Consider the following 22,348-nt stretch of genomic DNA (forward strand, 5'->3'; position numbering starts at 1 on the left):
GTCAGGCCCTGGTGAGAACGAGTGCGGCGTTGTGGCCGCCGAAGCCGAGCGAGGTCTTCACGGCCGCGTCGAACACTCCTCGCCGGGCCTCCTTGCGCACCACTTCGAGGGGGATCCCGGGGTCGGGAGCGTCGAGATTCACGGTGGGCGGCACGAGTTGGTGTTCGAGCGCCAGCACGGTCAGGACGGTCTCGATGCCGCCCGCGGCGCCGAGGGTGTGCCCGGTCATCGCCTTCGTCGAGGTGACCAGGGGGTGCTCGCCGAGGACCCGGCGCAGCATCGTCGCCTCGATGAGGTCGTTGGAGACGGTCGAGGTGCCATGGGCGTTGACATGGCCGATGTCCGGGGCGCCGACTCCGGCGTCCGCGAGCGCGGTGCGCAGCGCCCGCTCGATGCCCAGTCCCTCGGGGTCCGGGGCGACTGCGGAGTGGGCGTCGCTGGAGGCCCCGTATCCGGCGAGGTGCGCGCGGACGGTGGCGCCCCGGGCTCGGGCGTGTTCCGGCCGTTCCAGTACGAGGAGTCCGGCGCCCTCGCCGACGACGAAGCCGTCCCGGTGGGTGTCGAAGGGGCGGCAGGCCGCCGCGGGGTCGTCACGCCGGGTGGAGACGGCCTTCAGCTGGCAGGCGCTGGCGATCAGCAGCCGGGAGCAGGTCGATTCGGCGCCGCCCGCGACGGCGATGTCGCAGGCTCCGGTCCGGAGCATCTGGTGGGCGGTGCCGATGGCGACGGTGCCGGAGGAGCAGGCGGTGGAGACGGCCTGGCTCGGGCCGTGGGCGCCGAGGTCGGTGGCGACGCTGCTGGCCGCGCCGTTGACGACGGTGAGCGGGGCGAGCTTGGGGGAGACACGGCGCGCGCCGCGCCCGGCGAGGACAGCGTGCTGTTCGTCGTAGAAGGGCAGTCCGCCGTGGGCGGAGCCGATGACGACGGCGACCCGCCCGCTGTCCCAGACCGAGGGGTCGAGTCCGGCGTCGGCGACGGCCTCGCGCGCGGCGAGGACGGCGAGTTGCGAGAAGCGGTCCATCAGCCGCGCGGCGGCCACCCCGAGCAGGGCCCTCGTGTCGAGGCCGGTGATGGTGTACATGAAGTCGCAGGGCAGGCCCTGGAGTTCGGTGCGCCGCAGCACCGAGGGGGCGGTGGCGGCCTCGGAGACCGTGCGCCAGGTGGCCTCGGCCCCCGTACCCGCCGCGGTGACCAGGCCGATCCCGGTGACGGCGGCGGCGAACGGCGCGAGGCGGTACGGGCGGGCCGTCATGCGGCGGCCTTGCCGTGCACGGCGGCCACGAGCCTTTCGACGGTGTCCCGCGAGGTCAGCTCGACATCGTCCAGATCGACGCCCATCCGGTCCTCGATGAGGAGTCGCAGTTCCTCCAGGGCCAGTGAGTCCAGCCTGAGTTGACGGAGTGACACCTCGGGCCGGATGGCGAGGGGGTCGGTTCCGAAGTTCGCCACCAGCAAGGTGTTGATCTCTTCTGCCGTGCTCATGCGGCACTCCTGCGCGCTTGTACGCGGTGACGCCCTGCCGCGTGAGGAGGTGAGTGCCATTCGGGGGACGCCGGCCGGTCCGGAGGAACCATATATACGCCTTCGCGAAGGTGGTTCCGGTCCGCGTTCCCCCGTGCGGAGGGGGGTCGTGCAGGTGTACGAATCCATCGGTCCGCACCGTGCCGACGCGGGCGGCGGGAGCAGGCCCGGCGAGCCCCGTCCGAGGGCCGGCCGGCACGGCTCCCCGTCGCGGGGCCTCGCCCGTAGACTCCGCGATCATGACGACAGATATGCCGATAGCCGGGGCCGGAACCACTGAACCCGCGCTCTTCGCGACGATGTCCACCATGCGGGCCATGCGCCGCCTCAAGCCGGAACCGGTGCCCGACGAGACGCTGGAGCAGCTCGTACAGGCCGCCGTCTGGGGTCCCAGTGGCGGCAACATGCAGTGCTACGAGTACGTGGTCGTGACCGACCGCGAGGTGATGGCGCGCCTCGCGCCGCTGTGGAAGCGGTGCGTGGACGCCTATCTGGCGACGACCGGGAAGTACGCGCCCAAGGGCATGGACGACACGGCGTACGGCCGGATGGTCGCCGCGATCGAGTACCAGCGGGACCACTTCGCCGATACGCCCGCGCTGATCGTGCCGTGCTACCGGTTCCCGGAGCCGCGTCTGGACGAGGAGGGGCTGCTGGCCTCCGCGCAGGCGCTCGGTCCGGCCGGGACCGAGCACATGGTGAACACCCAGACACGCTTCCAGGCTCTCGCCGAGGGCTCCTGCGTCTACCCGGGCGTGCAGAACATCCTGCTCGCCGCCCGCGCTCTGGGGCTCGCGGCGAACATCACCATCTGGCACCTGATGCTGGAGCAGGAATGGAAGGCGGCCCTCGGCATTCCCGAGGACATGCACACCTTCGCCGCCATTCCGGTCGGGTGGCCGAAGGGCAACTTCGGTCCGGTCAGCCGCCGTCCGGTGGCGGACGTCATCCACCGCGACCGCTGGTAGCACGGCGTACCGGCCCGGCCCCCGGCGGTTCGGCGGGAGCCGGGCCGTCGGGTGCCGGCGGCCCGGCGTTCGGCCGCGATCAGCAGGAGGTCGGTGGCGGGCGCCTCGGTCCGCCCGTTCGCGAGCGGGCCGGGGACCTCGACGACCGGCTGCGCACGCTCTCGCGGGCCGCCGCCGACGACCCGTCCGCCGAGCGGGTGCGGGCCCGGGGGCGACGACGCCGGGGTCGGCATCCATGCCCATCAGGACCTGGCGCTCGGGGTCGCCAACTCCCTGGCCGCGTACGAGGCGGGAGCCCGGCAGATCGAGGGCACCCTGTGCGCGCCGGGCGCGGGGGCGGGCAACTCGCCCACCGAGATCCTGGTGCCGGTGCTGGAGCAGATGGGCGTACCCACGGGGGTGGACACCCAGCAGGTGCCGGCCGCGGCCGAGGAGTTCGCCCGGCCGTTCATCCGGAGGCTGCCGACACCGACCGGGCCGCCATCACCCAGGGGAATGCGGGCGGGTACTCCAGCTCCCTGCGCCATGCGGAGCGGGCCGGTGAGCGGTACGGCGTCCCGGCGCACGAGATCCCGCGGAGGGTGGGCGAGGCGGGATACACCGGCGGTCAGGAGGACATGATCACCGATGTGGCGCTGCGGCTCGTCGCCGAGCGGGATCGGGGTGTGGTGCGCGTCTGGCGCCGGACACTCCCCGACCCCTGCCCGGTGTCCGCCGCAGCGGTCGTCGGGCGGCGCCCCGCCCGCCCTTCCGGCCTGCGGTCCAACCGCGTCCGGGTGAAAGGAAGTTCGACACACCGACAGGTGATTGTCATGCCCTGGACACGTAGATACCCTGTGCGGGCTTCGGCCCCTCGGCCCGTCCCGCACGGGCCCGGGGGCCGTTCTTCTCCCCCACAGAGCAGGAGCAGGTATGCCCAGACGAGCCGCCGTCCACACGAGGGCCCGCGCATCCGTCCTAGCGGCCCTCACCGTCACGGCGCTGGCCGCGGCCGGTACCCCGGCCTTCGCCGCTCAGTCCGACGACCACCCCATGAACCGGGCGTTCGCACGCGCGGCCGCGAAGTTCGACGTACCGCGTGATCTGCTCGCCGCCGTCGGATACGGCGAGACCCGTCTCGACGGCCACTCCGGGCGCCCCAGCCAGGCGAACGGCTACGGGGTGATGCATCTGGTGAGCAACCCCCTGAACCGGACGCTGGAGCGGGCCGCCGCTCTCACCGGCGAGCCCCTGGCCGACCTCCGCGGCGACACCGCGGCCAACATCCTGGGCGGCGCCGCGGTGCTGCGCGGCTACGCGGACACGTTGGGCCTCGACGCCGGGGAGCGCGACGACATCAACGCCTGGTACCCGGCCGTCGCCCGGTACAGCGGCACGCGGGGGCCGGCCGCGGCCCTCTACGCGGACACCGTCTACACCCTGCTGGCCGACGGGCTGAACGCCGTCGTCCCCGGCGGCGAGCGGATCTCGGTGACGGGCCGCCCCGTCTCGCCCCAGAAGGGTTCGCTCACCGCCACCGAGGTGCGCACCCAGAGCCCCGACTATCCGTCGGCGCTGTGGGTGCCGGCCAACGCGAACAACTTCGCCGTCGGCCGCTCGGCGAAGATCGACAAGGTGATCATCCATGTCACGCAGGGCTCGTACGCGGGCTCGATCAGCTGGTTCCAGGACCCGGTGGCGGAGGTCAGCGCGCACTACGTGGTGCGCTCCTCCGACGGTCAGATCACGCAGATGGTGCGTGACAGCGACACCGCGTACCACGCGCGGAGCGCGAACGCCTCGGCGCTCGGCATCGAGCACGAGGGGTTCATCGACGACCCGTCCTGGTTCACGGACACGATGTACCGCTCGTCGGCGGCCCTGACCACGTACCTGTGCGACCGGTACGGGATCCCGAAGGACCGGGCGCACATCATCGGGCACAGTGAAGCGCCGGGCAACGACCACACCGACCCCGGGCCTTACTGGGACTGGACGCGCTACATGGAACTGGTCGGCGGGAACACCGGCGGCGGCAGCAGGGACGGGCTGAGCTTCACCGCGTACGCGACCCAGCGCAGCGGCTCGACGGGCGCCCAGGTCAAGGCCGTTCAGCAGCTGCTGGGCGAGCAGGGACACCCGGCGGGCTCGGTGGACGGCAGCTTCGGCCCCGCCACGCAGAGCGCGGTGACCGCGTATCAGGCGGTCCACGGGCTGGACGCCGACGGCGTCGTCGGAGCCAGGACCTGGACCGCGCTGCTGTCGGCCGGCGCGGCGACGACACTCCAGCAGGGCGACTCGGGCGAGGCGGTGACACGGCTCCAGCGCTCACTGACCGCGGCGCTCGGCTCGACGGTGGACATCGACGGGAGCTTCGGACCGGCGACGGCGACGGCGCTGCGCGGCTACCAGACGAGCCGGGGACTCACGGCCGACGGCATCGCGGGGCCGGCCACCTGGGCGGCGCTGCAGGCGGGCCGCTGACGGACATCGTCGCGGCGGGGTGGTGCGGATCGCGCACCACCCCGCCTTTTCGCGTGCCGCCGTTCCCCTGAGCCATGGACGCTCTCCCGGGTGCCGGCCGCGGGGTCCGCCGTGCACCATCTGTGCCGCCCATCCCGCGGCGGCGCCGCCCCGACGGCGATGGAGCACGCACCGGCACATCGCCGGGGCCTCGCCGCGAGCTTCGCGAGCGTCGGCGGGCCCGCCGGGGCATCATCCGTAGCGCCGAGCCCCGCATCACGTTTAGGTAACCGGCCGGAAACCCTTGACGTTTCTCCTGACTCGTTCTTAACCTCACTGCGTAGTTCGCATTCTTTGCAGTTCACGTGCTGCGGCGCTTTCCGCAGTGTTTTGACAGGCACAGACATAGACCACCTGTCGGTGGTTTCGTCATGCCTGTTTTTTTGTGCTCCCCGTGCCGCCGATGGGTCTTCCTCGAAGGCGGATTCATGGCACAACGTCCGAGCGTCAAAGGCGTCTCCGACGTCGTTGCGCTCATCGATGGGCTGGGAAAGATCACCGGCCGGGCGCAAATCATCTGGTTTCTCGTGTTCGGCGGGCTGTTTCTCGACGCCTATTCGAATGCCGCGCTGAGCGCCGGTCTGGGGCCGATGACGTCCCAGATGGAGCTGACCAGCACTCAGGTCTCGATCCTCACGGCCACCGCTCCGGCCCTGGCGATCATCTTCAATCCGGTCGGCGGCTGGCTCGCCACCCGGATCGGCCGCGTTCCCCCGCTGCTCATCGCGAAGGTGTTCGCCATCGCGGGCGCCCTGCTCGCCGCCTTCGCCGGTGACTTCACCGTCGTCTGGCTCGGCCGGGTCCTGGTGGGTGTCGCGTACGGCATCGACTTCGCGGTCGCCATGGCGCTGCTCGCCGAGTACACGCCCGCGAGGCTGGGCGGCCGGCTGAACCTGTGGCAGGCCGTCTGGTACGTCGCCACCACCAGCAACCTCGCCCTCGCCCTGGTCTTCTTCAATCTGGACGTCGGCGCGGACATCTGGCGCTGGTCCGTCGGCTCCGCCGCGGTCGTGGCCGCCGCGCTGCTCCTGGGCCAGTGGCTGATGCTCCGGGAGAGCCCCACCTGGCTGGCCAGCAAGGGGCGGCTGGACGAGGCCGTCGTCAACCTGGACAAGATCTACCGGATCGAGGCCGTCGCCGGTAAGCCCGACGAGGCGACCCGCGCCGCCACCGAGGCACCCGCCATCGGCTTCCGCCAGGCCGGGCTGCTCTTCAAGGGCGAGTACCTGCCGCGCACGATCCTCTCCTCGGCGATCTCGCTCGGACAGTCGATGCAGTACTTCGCGGTCGGCTGGTACCTCCCGCTGATCAGCCTGACGATCTTCGGCGAGAGCTTCGAGAAGGCCACCATCGGCTCGATGGTCTTCAACGCCTTCGGTATCGCGGGCGGCCTGCTGTCCGCGTACTTCGGCCGCCGGCTCGGGCTGCGGCTCAGCTCCGCCGCCGGTTTCGCCGGGGTCTTCGTCGCGCTGCTCGCGATGGGGCTGACCTTCGAGAAGGTGCCCACGGCCGTGGCGTTCCTGCTGCCGGTCCTGTTCATCCTCTGCCACTCGGCGGGCCCCGGCGCCAACGGCAAGTCCATCGCCGCGCTCTCGTACAGCAGTGACGTCCGCGCGCTGGGCACCGGGATCACCGGGATGGTCGGCAGCTTCGGCAGTGTCGTCGGGCTTTATGTCTTCCCGCAGATCAAGGACTCGCTCGGACTCGCCGACACCTTCCTGGTGCTCTCCGTCGTACCACTGCTCGGACTGATCACCTGTCTGGCGATCAAGTGGGACCCGACGAAGGCCGCGTCCCCCGACGAGGCCGTCGGGCAGGACCGTGACGCCACCGCGACGCGATCCGACCGTTCCGCGACCGCGCGCTGACCCGCCGCCGGACCTGTCGCACCACACGATGGTCCCCTCCCCCTGTCGTATCCCTCCGCACAGCTCGCGATGCTCGCGATGAAAGGGCTGCAATGACGCAGACGTTCCCCGGCGCCGCCCCACGGCGCGGCGTGCTGGCCATCGACGAGGGCACCACGGGCACCAGGGCCGGAGTCGTTCTCGACTCGGGCGCCGCGCACGAGGTGTTCTACCGGTCGATCAAGGTCAGCCATCCGGACGACCTCTCGGTCGAGCAGGACCCGATGGAGATCTGGACCGCCACCGTCGAGGTGGCGCGCCGGGCCGTCGGCCGGGCTCGCGAGGAAGGCATCGAGATCACCGCGGTGGCGCTCTCCACCCAGCGGGCCACCGCGATGCTGTGGGACCGGGTCACCGGGCGGCCGCTGCTGCCCGCGGTGGTGTGGCAGGACCGGCGGTACGCGCACGAACTCACCTCGTACGAGGCGGAGTGGGACGCCGCGCTGTTGGCCCGCCAGGGCCGGCCGGTCGGCGCCCGCGCCCCGTTCCTCTGGGCCGCCCGGCAGATCGCCGGACACCCCGAGGTGGCCGCCGCGCACCGCGACGGCCGGCTGCTCTTCGGCACCGTCGACACCTGGCTGATCTGGCGTCTCACCGGCGGCGGCGTGCACGCCACCACCCCGACCAACGCCGCTTCCACCGGCGGCTATCTGCTGGAGCGGCACGCCTGGGACGAGGAGTGGATCGGCCATCTCGGCTTCCCCCTCGACCTGCTGCCGGAGCTCCGCTCCGACGACGCCGGATTCGGTACGACCGACCCGGCCGCCCTCGGCATCGCCGTCCCGCTGGCCGCCTCCATGGGCGACCAGCACGCCGCACTCGTCGCGCTCGGCGGCCTCGCCGCCGGGCAGGGCATGTGCGTGTACGGAACCGGCGCCTTCGTCGACGCGGCGACCGGCACCACACCCGCCCTGCCCCGGCCGGACATCTCCGGGGTGCTCGCCCAGCCCGGCCGGCGGCAGGGCGACATCAGCCACTACAGCCTGGAGGCCTATACCTCCACGGCGGGTTCGGCGCTGCGCTGGCTCTGTGACGACCTGGGGCTGTTCGCATCGCCGAAGGAGCTCGGTGAGGAAGCGGGCCGGGTCCCCACCCGGCCGGGCCGCACCCCGCGTTTCGTCCCGGCGCTCGCCGGGGTCCGTACGCCGGTCTGGCACCCGGAGGCCACCGCGTCCCTCACCGGGCTCACCCTCGCCACCACCCGCGCCGACCTCGCGCGCGCCGTACTGGAGGGCATCGCGCACTCGGTGTGCGACCTGATCGACGGGGTCGCCGACACCATGGGCACGCCGTACACCCGGCTCCGGGTCGGCGGCGGGGTCTCCGGCAGCGACCCCCTCATGCGGATCCAGGCCGATCTGACCGGTCTGCCGCTGGAGCGGGTCTCCGACTCCGCGACCGCCAGCCTGCGCGGCACCGCCTATCTGGCGGGCGTCGCCCAGGGGTTGTGGTCCTCGCTCGAAGAGGTGGTCGAGGCCCAGCCGCACGGCCGGATCTTCGAGCCCTCGATCACGGCGGCCGAGCGCGCCGGACAGCGCGCCGCCTGGCGCGACGTGCTGATCGCCCACCTGGACGACCCCGCGCTGCTCCCCCTGAACAACCCCGATCCCCACACCCCCCACTGACGGCCCCCCGACCGTCGCACCGGTGGCCCGTACCCGACCACGCGGCCACCGCACCGAAACACCAGGAGTTGATGTTGTGATCACCATGCCCGCCCGCAAACCGCGGCGCAGCGCCGCGGCGACCCGCCGAACGCCCCTGCTGCTCGACCGGGCGGCCCTCAAGCGCCGGCTGGCCGACGACACGTACGACGTGCTCGTCATCGGCGGCGGCATCACCGGGGCGTACGCCGTGCTCGACGCGGCCTCGCGCGGGCTGCGCGCGGCGCTGATCGAGAAGGACGACTTCGCCTCCGGCACGTCGTCGAAGTCCTCGAAGATGGTGCACGGCGGCCTGCGCTACATCGAGCAGGGCAACGTCAACCTGGTCCGCCACTCGCTCCTGGAGCGCCACCGCTTCCGCAAGAACGCCCCGCATCTGGTGCACCGGCTGCCGTTCCTCTTCCCGATCCTGGAGAAGGAGGGCATCTTCGACGCCCGCCTCGCCAAGGGTTTCGAGGGCCTGCTGTGGACGTACGACCTGGTCGGCGGCTGGCGGATCGGCAAGCTCCATCAGCGGCTCACCGTGCCCGAGGTCCTCGCGCAGGCGCCGACGCTGCGCGCGGAGAACCTCAAGGGCGGGCTGATGTACTTCGACGCCCGCACCGATGACGCCCGGCTCGTCCTCACCATCGTCCGGACCGCCGCCGCGCTCGGCGCGACGGTGCTCAACGGTGCCAGGGCCGAGGGCCTGCTGATGCAGACGGGCAAGGTGTCCGGCGCCCGGGTCACGGCGGACGGCGACACCCTCGACATCCGCGCGCGGGCCGTCGTCAACGCGACCGGGGTGTGGACCGACGAGCTCGACGCGAAGGCGGACGACGGTCACAAGCCGCAGGTCAGGCCCGCCAAGGGCGTCCACATCGTGGTGCCGTGGGACAAGGTCCGGATCAACTGCACGGTCACCGTGCCGATCCCCGGCCGGGCCCGCCGCGCGACCTGCACCCGCTGGGGCAACAGCGTCGTGCTGGGCACCACCGACGAGGACTACCAGGGCTCCCCCGACGATGTGCACTGCACCCGCGAGGAGATGGACTTCCTGCTGGAGGGAGCCAACACCGCCTTCGAGGGGAAGCTCACCCCGGACGACGTGGTCGGCTCCATCGGCGGCCTGCGTCCGCTGGTCGGCGGCAAGGAGGGCGCCACGCTCGACATGCGCCGCGACCACCACATCACCGTCGGCCGCACCGGCATGGTGACGGTGACCGGCGGCAAGCTCACCACCAGCCGGCACATGGGCGAGCTCGTCATCGACAAGGTGATGACGGTCCTCGGCTGCAAGGGGAAGAGCCGCACCGCCGACCTTCCGCTGCTCGGCGGCGCCGGTTACGACGCCGAGGCCGTCGCCGCGTCCGGTGGCATCGCCGCGCACCTCGGCGAGCGCTTCGGCACCGAGGCCCGCTTCGTCGGCGACCTCATCCAGGACGACCCGACGCTGGCCGAACCGGTCGTCGCGGGACTCCCGTACACCAGGGCCGAGGTCGTCTACGCGGCCCGCGCCGAACTGGCCCGCTCCGTCGACGACGTGCTCTCCCGCCGGACGCGGGCCCGGCTGTTCGCCCGGGACGCGTCCGTCGACGCCGCCGAGGCCGTCGGCGCGATCCTCGGCCGGGAACTGAACCTCACGGAGGCGGAGGTCGAGCGCTCGGTCGCCGAGTACCTCGCAGCCGTCCGTCACGAAAAGTCCGTACTCCTCGAAGGGGCAGCAGCATGATCAGCCGTCAGACCATCACCCACCCGTTCAACCGGGGCAACTACACGATCGGCGCTCCCAGCTTCGCCAAGTGGGCGCAGAACACCCCGATCGGGGACGGCGAGGCCGCCCTCCAGGTGAACCCGGTCGAGGTCCCCGAGACCGTGATCGAGGCGCTGCGCGAGGCCGCGCACGCCGTGCACACCTCCCGCGAAGAGGTCGTCACCCGGACCCGCGACTGGTGGGCCGGCTCGATGATCGGCGAGACCGAGGGCCGTCCGGCGACCCCGGACGCCGTGATCGTCGAGGCGGCCGACGCCGACCAGGTCGCGGCCGTGCTGCGGATCTGCCACGAGGCCGGCATCCCGGTCACCCCGTCCGCGGGACGTTCCAACGTCACGGGCGCGGCGCTCCCCGTCTTCGGCGGCGTTGTCCTGGACGTCTGCGGGCTGAACCGGATCACCGGCTTCGACGCCGAGTCGAACGTCGTGGACGTCCAGGCCGGCATGTTCGGTGACCTCTTCGAGAAGCAGCTCCAGGAGGAGTACGGCGTCACCACGGGCCACTGGCCGTCCGCCTTCGCCGTGTCCACGGTCGGCGGCTGGATCGCCTGCCGCGGTGCCGGTCAGCTCTCCACGCGCTACGGCAAGATCGAGGACATGGTCGTCGGCGTCGACGTCGTGCACGCGGACGGTACGCGCGCCACGTACGGCGACTACGCCCGAGCCGCGGTCGGTCCGGACCTGCGCCAGCTGTTCGTCGGCTCCGAGGGCACGCTCGGTGTGATCGTCTCGGCGCGGCTGCGCGTCCACCCGCTGCCCGAATACGCGAACGCCGTCGCGTTCGGCTTCAAGACCTTCGCCGAGGGCCTGGAAGCCTGCCGCAGGATCATGCAGCGCGGCGCCACCCCGGCCGTCCTTCGGCTGTACGACGCCCTGGAGTCGGGCACCCACTTCGGCCGCCCGGAGACCAACCTCCTCCTCATCGCCGACGAAGGCGACCCGGCCCTCGTCGACGCCTCGATCAAGGTCGCGAAGGAGGTCTGCGAGGCGTACGGCCCCGAGCTGGACAGCGAGGCCGTCTTCGAGCGCTGGCTGGACGAGCGGATGCTGGTCGGCAAGTCCGCCGACGGCTTCAAGCCCGGTCCGGGCTTCGTCGCCGACACCCTGGAGATGGCCGCGTCCTGGACCGATCTCCCGGTGATCTACGACGAGGTGGTCGCCGCGATCCAGTCGGTGCACGGCACCCTGGCCGCCTCGGCCCACCAGTCCCACGCGTACACCGACGGCGCCTGCGTCTACTTCTCGCTCCGTGGGAACGTCGCCCCCGAGTCGCGCCGCGACTGGTACCGCGCGGTGTGGGACGCGGCCAACGCCGTGCTCATCAAGCACGCGGCGGCGCTCAGCCACCACCACGGCTGCGGTCTGCTGCGCGGCCCCTACCTGGAGGAATCCCTCGGGGCGGGCTTCGCGACCTTCGTCGCGGTGAAGAACGCCCTGGACCCGGCGGGCATTCTCAACCCTGGCAAACTGGGCCTTCCCAGCCGATTCGGTACGTCCCCGCTGAACTGACCTCAGCAGCCGCGAACCCTCCTTCCCCAGGCAGGTCCTTGCCATGACCCCTTCCCCTTCCCGGTCCGGTGCCGTACTCGACCCCCGGCTCGCCTCGGCCTTCGCCGAGGTGCCGGTCGTCGCGTCGGTCGTCGGCACGCAGCCGCTGCGGCAGTTCCTGACCGCACCGGCGAAGGTGTGCATCGTCGCCTCGCTCGCGGTGGGGCAGCTGCCCCAGGTCGTGCCGGCGCTGGGCCGGGCGGGGAAGACCGTGTTCGTGAACGTGGACAGCAGCCCCGGTCTGGCTCAGGACCGGGGCGCGCTGGAGTTCATCAAGAACATGGGCGCGCACGGCGTGGTCAGCACCCGGCTCTCCCTCATAGAGAAGGGCCGCCCGCTCGGCCTGCTGACGATGATGAAGGTGTTCGTCACCGACCGGTCCAATCTGCGCCGCTCCACGGACGCGATCGCGCGCGGGGCGCCGGACCTGGTCGAGATCATGCCCGCCCCGATCATCGCCCGGATGAGCGCGCAGGCACAGCGCGCGATGTCCCCGTCGGTCGCCGCGGGTTTCGTGGAGACCCCCGCGGACGTGGCGCTCGCGCTGGCCCTCGGATCGGCCGCCGCCGCCACGTCCGACCCCCGCCTCTGGCATCTGCGCCGGGACCAGCTGCCGCCGGTCCCGCCCGCCGCCCTGAAGAGGCCCGCCGCACCACCCCAGGAGTAAGCCCCCATGACATACGTCGTCGTCGCCCGCTACCGCACCAAGGAGGGCGAGGAGAACACCGTCCTCCCCCTGCTCGACACGATGGCCGCCGCCTCCCGCCAGGAGCCGGGCAACCTCGCCTACCGGGTCCACCAGGGCACCGAGGACCCGCGGGCGATCGTGCTGTACGAGGAGTACTCCTCCGAGGCCGACTTCACCGCGCACTGCGCCACCCCGCACTTCCAGGAGATCGTGCTCGGCAAGGTCGTCCCGCTGCTGGAGAGCCGCGATGTGCTGCGCTGCGCCCCGCGTCCGCAGGTGCGGGCATGAAGACCCGAGCGGTGGTGCTGCGTGGGACATCGACGGCCCGCCCCTACTCCGAGACCCGCCCGGTCGAGGTGGAGGAGCTGGAGCTGGGCGCCCCGCGCGAGGGCGAGGTGCTGGTCCGTATCGCGGCCGCCTCGCTGTGCCACTCGGACCTGTCGGTGGTCAACGGCGACCGGGTACGCCCGCTGCCGATGGCCCTGGGCCACGAGGCGGTGGGTGTCGTCCAGGAGACCGGGCCGGGCGTCGGCCGGGTCTCCCCCGGTGACCATGTGGCCCTGGTCTTCGTGCCGAGCTGCGGCTTCTGCGCCGACTGCGCCGCGGGCCGGCCGGCCCTGTGCGCTCAGGCGGCGGCGGCGAACGGATCCGGTGCGCTGCTGCACGGCCCTTCGCTGCTGACCGACGCCTCCGGCGCCCCGGTCCACCACCAGCTGGGCGTCTCCGCGTTCTCCGAACACGCGGTGCTGGCCCAGGAGTCGGTGGTGGTGATCCCCAAGGACATGCCGTTCACGGTGGCGTCGATGTTCGGCTGCGCGGTCCTGACGGGCGCGGGTGCCGTCATCAACACGGCGGCCCTGCGTCCCGGCCAGTCGACGGTGGTCTACGGCCTGGGCGGCGTGGGCCTGTCCGCGGTCCTGGGCGCCCGTGCCGCGGGGGCGTATCCGATCATCGCGGTCGACCCGGTCCAGGAGAAGCGCGAGCTGGCCGTCCGGCTGGGTGCGACGCATGCGTACGCCCCCGGCGAGGCGATCGAGGCGATCCGCGAACTCACCTCCGGTGGCGCCGAGTTGGCGGTGGAGGCGGTTGGCAGCCCCAAGGTCATGGCCGAGTGCCTGACGGCCGTGGCCCGGGGCGGCAAGGTCGTCTCGGTGGGCCTGCCCGCCCCCGACCGGGTACTGGAGGTCCCGGCCCTGGCATTCGCGGGCGAAGGAAAGTCCCTGCTGGGCTCGTACATGGGTGACGCCGTCCCGCGCCGTGACATTCCCAGGTTCCTGGACCTGTGGCGGGCCGGTCTGATGCCGGTGGAGCGGATGCACACGGGCACGCTGCCGCTGACCGGCATCAACGCGGCGATGGAGGAACTGGCCTCCGGCCGGGCGATCCGTCAGGTCATCGACACGTCGGGGATGCTGAACGCCTGACGCGGCCCGACGCGCCGCCACCGGACCCGGTCGACGGCGCACCCTCCGGCCGACGGCGCCCCTTCCGATCAGGGGAGGGGCGCCGTCGGCGTCTGCGTCGGCCCGCGCTGTTCGGGCTCATGTCACATGTGCCCGGTGCCGGGCACATGTGACATGTCACGCGGGCCGCTGGTCCCCGTCGGACGGCGTACGGCGTACGGCGACCTTGCGACGGCTGATGCGCCACCCCTTCGCACCGCGCACGATCAGGTCCGCGTACGTCACGCTTCCGCAGATGCCGTCCGCCCTGATCCCGATCCCCTTGGACCGGGCGCGCACCTGATCGTCACTCACCTCGGTGAGGACGATGTTGGTGACGTGGTGACCCACGGGGCCGTGCTCCCCCATCGCCCGCGCCGCGTCCCGGACGGCCGCCGGGCCGTACAGGGCCCCGTGCCCCAGATCGGTGGCGTCGTAGACGACATCGTCGGTGAACAGCTCTTCCAGTCGGTCGAGTTCACCGTCATCGACCAGGTGCCCGTGCAGGCCGATCAGTTCTGTGATGGCCATGCGGTCCTCGACACCGAGTGTCATCGCCAGTCCTTTCGCCGCTTCTTCGGTTCTTCGGTTCGTCAGCTCTCCCGACGGTGCGGCAGTTATACGGCGAGAACTCCCCTCAAGACGTGGCGGAGCTACGAGGACGCCACCGGGAACCGTGGAGTTCATTCCGGTGGAGCAGCCGCGGGGCGCTCGTAGCGCAGGAGCACGACCCCGTTGCCGAAGGTCCGGCTCTCGGCCAGGCGGAGGTGGGTCCGGGCATCCGCTGCCGCGAAGAGAGGCTTGCCCCGTCCGATGAGGACGGGATGGACGTAGAGACGGTACTCGTCGATCAGGTCGTGCCGCATGAACGACGCGGCGAGACCGGCACCGCCGACGACCAGGTCTCCGCCGGGCTGCGCCTTGAGGGCCAGGATCTCGTCCACGTCGACGTTCCGCATGATGGTGGTGTTCCAGTCGGCCCGCTCCAGGGTCCGGGAGAACACGATCTTGGGCATGTCCCGCCAGATGCCGGCGAACTCCGCGACGGGTCCCGCATGTGCGGGATCGGCGTCGGCGGTCGGCCAGAACTCCGCCATGAGCTCATAGGTCACCCGGCCGTCCAGGAAGCCGCCCATGACCTTGAGCTGCTGATTGAAGTGGCGGTGCAATTCGTCGTCGACCAGGTGCCAGTCGATCTCACGGTCCGGTCCCTCGATGAAGCCGTCGAGGGACACCGACATCATCAGGACGATCTTCCTCATCGCAGTCCGATCCCTCTCCTCGTCACGATGCGGCCCGGCTTACGGCTGTCGTCGCGCTCAGCGCTCGCCGGAGCCTTCGCGCCATACGAGCGTGTAGCGCCAGAACAGCCTGCGCCTCAGCCGGGCACCGGGCAACACCTGACGCGCCTCGCGAACGATGTCGGCGAAGGTCATCTCCGCCGGCCGGGTCACGGCGGTCATCGAGTCGGGGCGGGACACCTTGCGCCCCTTGTTCTTGATCAGGGCCATGGCCGCGTTCAGCGGCAGGGAAGCGAGAGCCAGCAGGTGGTCACCGGGGGTCGACTCCCGGGAGAGGCCGACCACCACCAGGGTTCCGCCGGGTGCCAGATGCCCGCGGAAGCGGGTGAGCGCCTCGGTGAACGGCAGATGGTGGACCGTGGCGACGCAGGTGATGATGTCGTACGGGCCGGGTGGTATCCCGCCCGGCGCGTCCGCGACAATGAAGGCGACCGGGGCGTCCGGGGCGGTCAGTTCACGCGCCCGTGCCACGATGCCCGGGTCCGAGTCGATTCCGTGCACCGCCTTCGCGCGCTTCGCCAGGAGCCGGGCCAGTTCTCCGCTGCCTGAGCCGACGTCGAGGGCCCTGTCGCAGCCTCTGGGCAACTGCCGCAGAATCCACCGGTGGTAGTGCGCGTTGTGGTCCCAGGTGCGGGCGGCGTGGAAGCGATCCAGTGCCTGCAGGACTCGGTGCGGCGGCTTTGTCATGCCATGATTCCATCAGACCCGCATTCCGGACGGTCGGCCCTGCCGAGCGGCGCTGGGTGGATCGCTCGCGCCGGGGCGCGGAGCGCCGCTCCGGAGCCGCCTCGCCGCTTTCGATGCCTCGGTACCGTGCCAGGAACGGGTGACGGCCGGGCCGTTCTCTTCGGCGAGGACCTCACCGCCGGGGCGCGGCCGACCGCCATCGGCGGAATCCGGCAACCCTCCCCCAGAAACCCCTCGCCGGCGCCCAACTCGCCCTGGTACGTTGACCGGCATGTTCCTCTCCCGTGTGTAGGACTCCGCACTGACCGCACCTCGTTCCACCGGGTGCGGCCCTTCGGTGTCCCCATATGCCCGCAGCACCGTGCACCGCGCTGCCCTCCCGAGGAATGTCCCCATGCTTTCTCCCGCGCCCGCGCCCTCGCGCGCGCCTTCGTACGCCGCCGTCCTGCGTACCCGTCATGCCTCCCGTACCTTCGGTTCCGCACTGCTGGGGCGGCTCTCGTACGGGATGGTCTCCCTCTCCCTGATGCTGGCGGTGAACGACACCACCGGCTCCTACTCCGTCGCGGGCGCGGTCATGGCCCTGTTCGGGGCGACCAGCGTCTTCCTGTCCCCCGCCCGTGCCGCGCTGATCGACCGGTACGGGCCGCGCCGGGCCCTGCCGCCGATGGCCGGTGTCTACGCGGCACTGCTCGCCGCCCTGGCCTACGCCACCTGGCGGCCGGGGGCCTCCTCGCTCCTGCTGGGGGTGCTCGCCGTGACGGCGGGCGGCTGCACACCGCCGCTGGGACCGGTGATGCGGACCCTGTGGAGCGACCTCGTACCGGAACGGGAACTCTTGCAGCGCGCGTACAGCCTGGACGGCGTCGCGGAGGAACTGCTCTTCGTCACCGGGCCGTTGATGGTCGGCCTGGTGATGAGGTTCTCCGTTCCCGCTGCGGGTGTCGCGATCAGTGCAGCGCTCGTGCTGGTGGGCGCGCTGGCGCTGGTGTCCTCGCCCGCGGTGCGCGGTATCGGCGCGACACCGTCGACGGAGGAGCCCGCCGGGTCGCGGGAGACGCCCCGCAAGCAACGGCTGCTCGGCATCGTCGGGCTGCGGCACGCCGCGATGGTGGCGGCCGCCGTGGGGCTGTGTCTGGGGGCCCTGGATCTGCTGGTGGTGGCGTTCACCGAGCAGCACCGCCAGGGCGCGGCGGTGGCGTGGGTGCTGGCCGCGCTCTCCGCCGGGAGCGCGGTCGGCGGGCTCGCCTACGGTGCCGTCTCCTGGCGTGCGTCGAACCGGGTACGGCTGCCGGTACCGGCCGTCGGCCTCGGGCTGACGATGGCCGTGGCCGGGCTGTCGCCCGATGTGTACGTGCTGGTCGCAGTCGTCGCGGCCGCCGGCGCGTTCGTCGCACCGGCCCTGACCACGGCGTATCTCGTCGCGGACGAGTCCGTGGGCGAGGGCAGTCGCACTCAGGCGGGTGCGTGGGTCAACACCGCGGTCAACGCGGGGTCCTCGGTGGGCACCGCGGCGGTGGGTCTGCTGGTGGACCGCCTGCCGCCGGCCGTCTGTTTCGCGGTCGCGGCGGTCCCCGCGCTGTTGTGTGCGTCCGTGGTGGCCCGCGGCGTGTTCAACCGCCGCCGGATCAGCCGTTCCTGACCGTGATCGAACCGTTGGCCGTGGCCAGGTCGATCCTGTGTTCGCCCGCCGGGTCGTTGGCGATGCCGATGTCCTTGTGACCATGGTGCGTGCTGGCGGTGACCACGTACCGGCCCGTCGGCGCGGTGACGACGATGGCCCCGTTGGATGTCCTGGCCCGGACGTCCTGCGGGTTCACCGGGGTCAGTTCGATCCGGCCGTTGGAGGTCCTGGCCCGGACCGGACCGGCCAGGCCGCGGCCCTCGATCCGGCCGTTGGATGTGTGCACATCGGCCGGGCCGGTCACTCCGTCCAGCTCGATCCGTCCGGAGTGCGTGGTCACGTTCACCGGACCGACCCGGGCCAGGGCGACGGAGCCCGACGAGGTCCCGCCGGAGACCGGGAGCCCCTCGGGTACCTCGACGGTGTAGGAGACCGAGCACCGGCGCCCGCAGCCACTCAGCACCAGGACGCCGTTCTCGACCCGGTGCGACGCGCCTTCGGGCTTGTCCCCCCAGTAACGGACCGAGCGGTGCAGGGACACCTCGGCGGCTTTCGCCACGCCCCGCAGATTCACCCGGCCCGAGCCGAGATCCAGCCGGACGGAGGTGATCCGCTGCGACACATGGGCGTCGTCCTCGAAGGTGTTCCGGTCGATCAGGCCGCAGGCGCCGAGCCCGATCAGACCGCTCCCCACCATCGTTGTCGCCGTGAAAACCCTCAGCCGGTGGCGCATGAATCTCCCCCTGGATCCGAATCAGCCTGGTCTCCGGCCCGCTCGGGGCCGGAGACCAGCGCAGGCTATCCAGGCGCGCGACGGCGCGACCATGGGGCAGACCCCCGTCCCCGAAGGGGGAATACCCGCCGCCCCGAACATGGCTGACTGTCAGTCAGCTCTCCCGAGGGGCGCCTCGGGTCGCGAGCCAGCCCTCCCAGACCTCGGCCAGCTCCGCCTCGATCGCAGGCGCCACCGTGTCCAGGAGCCGCACCTGCGCTCCCGGGCCCGCCAGTTCCATGCGGTACGGGTGGGGCGGGCCCGCCGGCCCGGCGCCGAGCGCGGTCACCGAGCCGATGACGCGGTTCGGGCCCAGGATGCCGGGGAGTTCGCGCAGCTCCGGGTCCGTCAGGTCCAGGTCCTCGACCAGCAGGTCCTGGCCGTCGTACGTGGCACGGGTCGTCGCGCGTACGCTGCCTCCCCGCTCGCCGGAGCGCCCTAGGACCAGGGTGTCGCGCCACAGCATCCGCGCCCCGGCCGCCAGCGCGACGTCCATCGCGCGCTCGACCCCGGCACCCGCCGAGATCACGAACGGCCGTGCTTCCCACAGCAGTTGGCCATCTTCCGCGATCTCGACCCGGGCTCGCCACCGCGATCTGCCGCCGCGGTGGTCGTACGCGACCAGTCCGGACGGCTCGACCAGCTCCAGGCGGGCCCCGGGGCCGACCATGATGTGCAGCAGCAGATCGTCGCCCGCGAGCAGTCCGGCCCGGGTGCCGACCAAGGCGATCCGCAGCCGGTCGGGGGACGGGAGCAGGAGGCGGGGGGCGAGGAAGGCGCCGGGGCGCAGTTCGCGGGCGACATGGCGGCCCGTGCTGTCGCGCTCCACGGAGACGACCGTGGGGTCGGCCGGCTCGTCGGTGGCGACCGTCCGCCCGGTCACGACGCGTCGTGGCCGTGGGTGTGGGGTGCCATCGGGCCGGGGTCGGTGGGGATGTGGGTGCCGTTGCGGTGGCGTACGAGCACCGACCGCACCCAGTCGGCGAGGCGGGCGATCGATGCCGGGTCGTTCTTCGAGAGGGCGAGGACCGGCAGGCCGTCACGGGCGTTGCCGGCGTCCGCGACCATCGCGTCCACGTCCACCTCGACATACGGAGCCAGGTCGGTCTTGTTGATGATCAGGAGGTCGGCGCCGGTGATGCCCGGTCCGCCCTTGCGGGCGACGTCGCCGCCGCCCGCGACGTCGATGCAGAAGAGCTGGGCGTCGGCGAGGGCCGGGCTGAAGGTGGCGGTGAGGTTGTCGCCGCCGCTCTCGATGAGCACCAGGTCGAGCGGTCCGTACGCCTCTTCCAGGTCCTCGACGGCGTCGAGGTTGGCGCTGACGTCGTCGCGGATCGCGGTGTGCGGGCAGGCGCCGGTCTCGACGGCGCGGATGCGCTCGGTGGGCAGGACTCCGGCCGAGCGCAGGAAGTGGGCGTCCTCGTCGGTGTAGATGTCGTTGGTGACCACGGCCATGGCGAGCTCACCGGCCAGTTCGCGACAGAGGGTGGCGAGGATCGAGCTCTTGCCGGTCCCGACCGGGCCCGCGACGCCGAGGCGCAGGGCGCGCGGCCGGTGGTGGTGCTGGTGGGGGCCCAGGGCGGGGCGTGTGTCTCGCTGCTGGTCAGGCAAGGAAGAGTCTCCGTTCTCGTGGTGCGTGTTCGAGTGCCCACTGTTCGGTGAGCGGGGGCGTACGGGCGGGCAGTTCGGCCGGGGTCCGTACGGCGAGGGCCTCGGTCACCGCGGCGGTGGCGTCCGGTTCCGCGGCAAGGATCCAGGCGACGGTGTCGAGAGGGTCGCCGGGCAGCAGTTTGAGCGCGGCGGCGGCGATGGTCTGCAGTTCGTCGTAGACGACGCCGTACGCCAGTTCCTCCTCCGACACCTTCATGACGGCCCCGAGCGCGCCGAGCGTGACGGGTCGCAGCGGGCGCGGGCGGACGGCGGACAGCGCGGTGACCGCGGGATGGTCCGGGGCCAGCCGTCGCACCAGGCGGTGCACGCCGCGGCCGAGCGTCGCCGATGCCTCGCGCAGGGGTGCGGCCGGGGTGCGGGCGGCGAGGGCCTGTTGTACGGGGCCGTAGTCCACCGGATCCTGCCGGGCTGCCCGCAGGGCGAGCACCGCGGCCGCTGCCTCGGTGACGGCCGCGGTGTGCAGCCGGGCCCGCAGCAGTGCGGGGACACGGTCGCGGGTGAGGCCCGCCGCGACGGCCGGTTCGAGTCCGGCGCTGTAGGTGTACGCGCCGACCGGGAGCCGGCCGTCGCCGAGCAGGAGGGGTGCGAGGCCCGCCATCAGAACATGGAGTACCGCTGGGCCAGCGGCAGTTCGGTGGCGGGGGTGGGCTCGACGAGCTCGCCGTCGATACGGATGGCGAAGGTCTCCGGGTCGACGTCGATGTCCGGGAGCGCCGTGTTGTTCGGCAGATCCGCCTTGGTGAGATGGCGGGTGGGCCGGACGGCGACCAGCTCCCGTACGAGGCCGAGCCGTTCGGCGAGTCCGTCCTCCAGGGCCGCCGGGGCGACGAAGCTCACCGAGAGATGCGGGGCCGCGGCGGCCGCGGCGGTGGGGCGCAGCAGGACGGGCTGGGTGGTGGGGATCGCGGCGTTGGCGTCGCCGAGGGGCGCGTACACCACCATGCCTCCCTTGATCACGGCGGCGGGGCGGATGCCGAAGAAGGCGGGGTCCCACAGCACCAGGTCGGCGAGCTTGCCGGGTTCCACGGAGCCGACGACGTGGTCGATGCCATGGGCGACGGCGGGGCAGATGGTGTACTTGGCGACGTAGCGGCGGGCGCGTTCGTTGTCGGCGGGCAGTTCGCCGCCGCGGTCGCCGAAGCGCTGCTTCATGGTGTGGGCGACCTGCCAGGTGCGGCAGACGACCTCGCCGATGCGGCCCATGGCCTGGGCGTCGGAGGAGGTGATCGACAGGGCGCCGATGTCGTGCAGGACGTCTTCGGCGGCGATCGTGGTGGCGCGGATGCGGGACTCCGCGAAGGCGAGGTCCTCGGGGACGCGCGGGTTGAGGTGGTGGCAGACCATCAGCATGTCGAGGTGTTCGGCCACGGTGTTGACGGTGTGCGGGAGCGTCGGATTGGTGGACGCCGGAAGGATGTTGGGGTGGGAGGCGACGGTGATGATGTCGGGCGCGTGACCGCCGCCCGCGCCTTCCGCGTGGAAGACGTGGATGCCTCGTCCGGCGATGGCGTCGAGGGTTCCCTCGACGTAGCCGACCTCGTTGAGGCTGTCGGCGTGCAGGGCGACCTGGAGACCGTACGCGTCGGCCGCCTTCAGCGCGGCGTCGATGGCGGCGGGGGTGGCGCCCCAGTCCTCATGGACCTTGTAGCCGCCGGCGCCGCCGAGCGCCGCCTCGCGCAGGGCGTCCTCGCCGACGGTTGAACCCTTACCGAACAGCATGATGTTGAGTGGGACGCCGTCCAGGGACCGGTGCATCATCGCGAGGTTCCAGGCGCCGGGGGTGACCGTGGTGGCCTTGGATCCCTCGGTGGCGCCGGTGCCGCCGCCGATGACGGTGGTGGTGCCGGTGGCGAGGGCCTCGTGCAGGGTCTCCGGCATCAGGAAGTGGACGTGGGTGTCGATGGCTCCGGCGGTGAGAATGCGTCCCTCGCCGGAGACCACATCGGTGCCGGGGCCGATCACCAGGTCGGGGTGGACACCGTCGCCGATGTCGGGGTTGCCGGAGCGGCCGAGGGCGACGATCCTTCCGGCCCGGACGCCGACATCGGTCTTGACGATGCCCCAGTGGTCGAGGACGACGACATTGGTGATGACGAGGTCGAGGGCGCCGTCGGCGCGCGAGGTGGTGGCCTGGCCCATGGATTCACGGATGGACTTGCCGCCGCCGAACACGGATTCGTCACCGCCGAAGCAGCGGTCCTCCTCGACCTCGATCCAGAGATCGGTGTCGGCGAGGCGGACGCGGTCGCCGGTGGTGGGGCCGTAGAGCGACGCGTAGGCGGCGCGGGTCAGTTGTGCCAT

At 72.0% G+C, this 22,348-nt stretch carries 22 protein-coding genes; 12 read left to right on the forward strand and 10 right to left on the reverse strand.

Going from position 1 to position 22,348, the window contains the following annotated elements; translation table 11 throughout:
- Nucleotide 1: 1 nt before the first annotated feature.
- Both ACZ68L_RS10915 and ACZ68L_RS10920 read right to left on the reverse strand, forming a co-directional pair.
- Complete coding sequence (locus tag ACZ68L_RS10915) at nt 2-1,252, reverse strand: beta-ketoacyl-[acyl-carrier-protein] synthase family protein (protein ID WP_469576022.1); 1,251 nt, start codon at nt 1,250-1,252, stop codon at nt 2-4.
- A complete protein-coding gene (locus ACZ68L_RS10920) occupies nt 1,249-1,482 on the reverse strand; it encodes an acyl carrier protein (RefSeq protein ID WP_469576024.1) in 234 nt (77 codons plus the stop codon). The genes ACZ68L_RS10915 and ACZ68L_RS10920 overlap by 4 nt, the downstream gene beginning before the upstream one ends.
- A gap of 278 nt (nt 1,483-1,760) precedes the next feature.
- Here ACZ68L_RS10920 and ACZ68L_RS10925 point away from each other — a divergent pair, with 278 nt between their 5' ends.
- From ACZ68L_RS10925 to ACZ68L_RS10975, 11 genes are all read left to right on the forward strand, one after another.
- Entirely contained in the window at nt 1,761-2,489 is a 729-nt protein-coding gene (locus ACZ68L_RS10925; RefSeq protein ID WP_469576026.1) for a nitroreductase family protein, read from the forward strand.
- Nucleotides 2,490-2,582: 93 nt separating this feature from the next.
- Nucleotides 2,583-3,110 carry a hypothetical protein gene (locus tag ACZ68L_RS10930; RefSeq protein ID WP_469576027.1) on the forward strand — a complete coding sequence of 176 codons (528 nt, stop codon included), beginning with the start codon at nt 2,583-2,585 and terminating at the stop codon, nt 3,108-3,110.
- Nucleotides 3,008-3,571: a hypothetical protein gene (locus ACZ68L_RS10935; protein ID WP_469576413.1), complete on the forward strand. Its 564-nt coding sequence runs from the start codon at nt 3,008-3,010 to the stop codon at nt 3,569-3,571. Before ACZ68L_RS10930 ends, ACZ68L_RS10935 begins: the two co-directional genes overlap by 103 nt.
- Nucleotides 3,471-4,952, forward strand: a complete 1,482-nt coding sequence (locus ACZ68L_RS10940; protein ID WP_469576415.1) for a peptidoglycan recognition protein family protein — start codon at nt 3,471-3,473, stop codon at nt 4,950-4,952. The genes ACZ68L_RS10935 and ACZ68L_RS10940 overlap by 101 nt, the downstream gene beginning before the upstream one ends.
- A gap of 467 nt (nt 4,953-5,419) precedes the next feature.
- Entirely contained in the window at nt 5,420-6,859 is a 1,440-nt protein-coding gene (locus ACZ68L_RS10945) for an MFS transporter (protein ID WP_469576029.1), read from the forward strand.
- A gap of 92 nt (nt 6,860-6,951) precedes the next feature.
- Nucleotides 6,952-8,523 carry an FGGY family carbohydrate kinase gene (locus ACZ68L_RS10950; RefSeq protein WP_469576031.1) on the forward strand — a complete coding sequence of 524 codons (1,572 nt, stop codon included), beginning with the start codon at nt 6,952-6,954 and terminating at the stop codon, nt 8,521-8,523.
- Nucleotides 8,524-8,599: 76 nt separating this feature from the next.
- On the forward strand, nt 8,600-10,273 hold the full coding sequence (locus ACZ68L_RS10955) for a glycerol-3-phosphate dehydrogenase/oxidase (RefSeq protein ID WP_469576033.1): 1,674 nt from the start codon (nt 8,600-8,602) through the stop codon (nt 10,271-10,273).
- The gene (locus ACZ68L_RS10960) at nt 10,270-11,823 is read left to right on the forward strand and encodes an FAD-binding oxidoreductase (RefSeq protein ID WP_469576034.1); all 1,554 of its coding nucleotides are present in this window, start codon (nt 10,270-10,272) and stop codon (nt 11,821-11,823) included. The genes ACZ68L_RS10955 and ACZ68L_RS10960 overlap by 4 nt, the downstream gene beginning before the upstream one ends.
- 43 nt (nt 11,824-11,866) lie before the next feature.
- The gene (locus ACZ68L_RS10965; protein ID WP_469576036.1) at nt 11,867-12,529 is read left to right on the forward strand and encodes a glycerol-3-phosphate responsive antiterminator; all 663 of its coding nucleotides are present in this window, start codon (nt 11,867-11,869) and stop codon (nt 12,527-12,529) included.
- A 6-nt stretch (nt 12,530-12,535) separates the two neighbouring features.
- Nucleotides 12,536-12,838 carry a putative quinol monooxygenase gene (locus tag ACZ68L_RS10970; RefSeq protein WP_469576037.1) on the forward strand — a complete coding sequence of 101 codons (303 nt, stop codon included), beginning with the start codon at nt 12,536-12,538 and terminating at the stop codon, nt 12,836-12,838.
- Nucleotides 12,835-13,974 (forward strand): zinc-binding dehydrogenase, encoded by a 1,140-nt coding sequence (locus ACZ68L_RS10975; protein ID WP_469576039.1) that lies wholly within the window; start codon nt 12,835-12,837, stop codon nt 13,972-13,974. The genes ACZ68L_RS10970 and ACZ68L_RS10975 overlap by 4 nt, the downstream gene beginning before the upstream one ends.
- A gap of 156 nt (nt 13,975-14,130) precedes the next feature.
- On the opposite strand, the gene ACZ68L_RS10980 is transcribed toward ACZ68L_RS10975, so the two are convergent.
- The 3 genes from ACZ68L_RS10980 to ACZ68L_RS10990 form a co-directional block, all read right to left on the reverse strand.
- Complete coding sequence (locus ACZ68L_RS10980) at nt 14,131-14,547, reverse strand: nuclear transport factor 2 family protein (protein ID WP_469576040.1); 417 nt, start codon at nt 14,545-14,547, stop codon at nt 14,131-14,133.
- Between the two features lie 128 nt (nt 14,548-14,675).
- On the reverse strand, nt 14,676-15,254 hold the full coding sequence (locus ACZ68L_RS10985) for a dihydrofolate reductase family protein (protein WP_469576042.1): 579 nt from the start codon (nt 15,252-15,254) through the stop codon (nt 14,676-14,678).
- 57 nt (nt 15,255-15,311) lie between these two features.
- On the reverse strand, nt 15,312-15,980 hold the full coding sequence (locus tag ACZ68L_RS10990) for a class I SAM-dependent methyltransferase (RefSeq protein WP_469576044.1): 669 nt from the start codon (nt 15,978-15,980) through the stop codon (nt 15,312-15,314).
- 394 nt (nt 15,981-16,374) lie between these two features.
- Here ACZ68L_RS10990 and ACZ68L_RS10995 point away from each other — a divergent pair, with 394 nt between their 5' ends.
- A complete protein-coding gene (locus ACZ68L_RS10995) occupies nt 16,375-17,622 on the forward strand; it encodes an MFS transporter (RefSeq protein WP_469576045.1) in 1,248 nt (415 codons plus the stop codon).
- On the opposite strand, the gene ACZ68L_RS11000 is transcribed toward ACZ68L_RS10995, so the two are convergent.
- The 5 genes from ACZ68L_RS11000 to ACZ68L_RS11020 form a co-directional block, all read right to left on the reverse strand.
- A complete protein-coding gene (locus ACZ68L_RS11000) occupies nt 17,609-18,337 on the reverse strand; it encodes a DUF4097 family beta strand repeat-containing protein (RefSeq protein ID WP_469576047.1) in 729 nt (242 codons plus the stop codon). The two genes, ACZ68L_RS10995 and ACZ68L_RS11000, sit on opposite strands and share 14 nt — an antisense overlap.
- Before the next feature lie 154 nt (nt 18,338-18,491).
- Nucleotides 18,492-19,259 carry an urease accessory protein UreD gene (locus ACZ68L_RS11005; RefSeq protein ID WP_469576049.1) on the reverse strand — a complete coding sequence of 256 codons (768 nt, stop codon included), beginning with the start codon at nt 19,257-19,259 and terminating at the stop codon, nt 18,492-18,494.
- Nucleotides 19,256-19,987, reverse strand: coding sequence for an urease accessory protein UreG (gene ureG / locus ACZ68L_RS11010; protein WP_469576051.1), 732 nt, complete (start codon nt 19,985-19,987; stop codon nt 19,256-19,258). The genes ACZ68L_RS11005 and ureG overlap by 4 nt, the downstream gene beginning before the upstream one ends.
- Nucleotides 19,980-20,645 (reverse strand): urease accessory protein UreF, encoded by a 666-nt coding sequence (locus ACZ68L_RS11015; protein ID WP_469576053.1) that lies wholly within the window; start codon nt 20,643-20,645, stop codon nt 19,980-19,982. Before ACZ68L_RS11015 ends, ureG begins: the two co-directional genes overlap by 8 nt.
- Nucleotides 20,645-22,348, reverse strand: a complete 1,704-nt coding sequence (locus ACZ68L_RS11020) for an urease subunit alpha (protein WP_469576055.1) — start codon at nt 22,346-22,348, stop codon at nt 20,645-20,647. The genes ACZ68L_RS11015 and ACZ68L_RS11020 overlap by 1 nt, the downstream gene beginning before the upstream one ends.

It is taken from the genome of Streptomyces sp. NPDC104309 (assembly GCF_055584025.1).

What these genes read in the sequence shown, in the direction of transcription:
- ACZ68L_RS10915 (WP_469576022.1), bottom strand. Translation starts at nt 1,252, where the DNA reads ATGACGGCCCGCCCGTACCGCCTCGCGCCGTTCGCCGCCGCCGTCACC.
- ACZ68L_RS10920 (WP_469576024.1), bottom strand. Translation starts at nt 1,482, where the DNA reads ATGAGCACGGCAGAAGAGATCAACACCTTGCTGGTGGCGAACTTCGGA.
- ACZ68L_RS10925 (WP_469576026.1), top strand. Translation starts at nt 1,761, where the DNA reads ATGACGACAGATATGCCGATAGCCGGGGCCGGAACCACTGAACCCGCG.
- ACZ68L_RS10945 (WP_469576029.1), top strand. Translation starts at nt 5,420, where the DNA reads ATGGCACAACGTCCGAGCGTCAAAGGCGTCTCCGACGTCGTTGCGCTC.
- ACZ68L_RS10950 (WP_469576031.1), top strand. Translation starts at nt 6,952, where the DNA reads ATGACGCAGACGTTCCCCGGCGCCGCCCCACGGCGCGGCGTGCTGGCC.
- ACZ68L_RS10960 (WP_469576034.1), top strand. Translation starts at nt 10,270, where the DNA reads ATGATCAGCCGTCAGACCATCACCCACCCGTTCAACCGGGGCAACTAC.
- ACZ68L_RS10965 (WP_469576036.1), top strand. Translation starts at nt 11,867, where the DNA reads ATGACCCCTTCCCCTTCCCGGTCCGGTGCCGTACTCGACCCCCGGCTC.
- ACZ68L_RS10970 (WP_469576037.1), top strand. Translation starts at nt 12,536, where the DNA reads ATGACATACGTCGTCGTCGCCCGCTACCGCACCAAGGAGGGCGAGGAG.
- ACZ68L_RS10975 (WP_469576039.1), top strand. Translation starts at nt 12,835, where the DNA reads ATGAAGACCCGAGCGGTGGTGCTGCGTGGGACATCGACGGCCCGCCCC.
- ACZ68L_RS10980 (WP_469576040.1), bottom strand. Translation starts at nt 14,547, where the DNA reads ATGACACTCGGTGTCGAGGACCGCATGGCCATCACAGAACTGATCGGC.
- ACZ68L_RS10985 (WP_469576042.1), bottom strand. Translation starts at nt 15,254, where the DNA reads ATGAGGAAGATCGTCCTGATGATGTCGGTGTCCCTCGACGGCTTCATC.
- ACZ68L_RS10990 (WP_469576044.1), bottom strand. Translation starts at nt 15,980, where the DNA reads ATGACAAAGCCGCCGCACCGAGTCCTGCAGGCACTGGATCGCTTCCAC.
- ACZ68L_RS10995 (WP_469576045.1), top strand. Translation starts at nt 16,375, where the DNA reads ATGCTTTCTCCCGCGCCCGCGCCCTCGCGCGCGCCTTCGTACGCCGCC.
- ACZ68L_RS11000 (WP_469576047.1), bottom strand. Translation starts at nt 18,337, where the DNA reads ATGCGCCACCGGCTGAGGGTTTTCACGGCGACAACGATGGTGGGGAGC.
- ACZ68L_RS11015 (WP_469576053.1), bottom strand. Translation starts at nt 20,645, where the DNA reads ATGGCGGGCCTCGCACCCCTCCTGCTCGGCGACGGCCGGCTCCCGGTC.
- ACZ68L_RS11020 (WP_469576055.1), bottom strand. Translation starts at nt 22,348, where the DNA reads ATGGCACAACTGACCCGCGCCGCCTACGCGTCGCTCTACGGCCCCACC.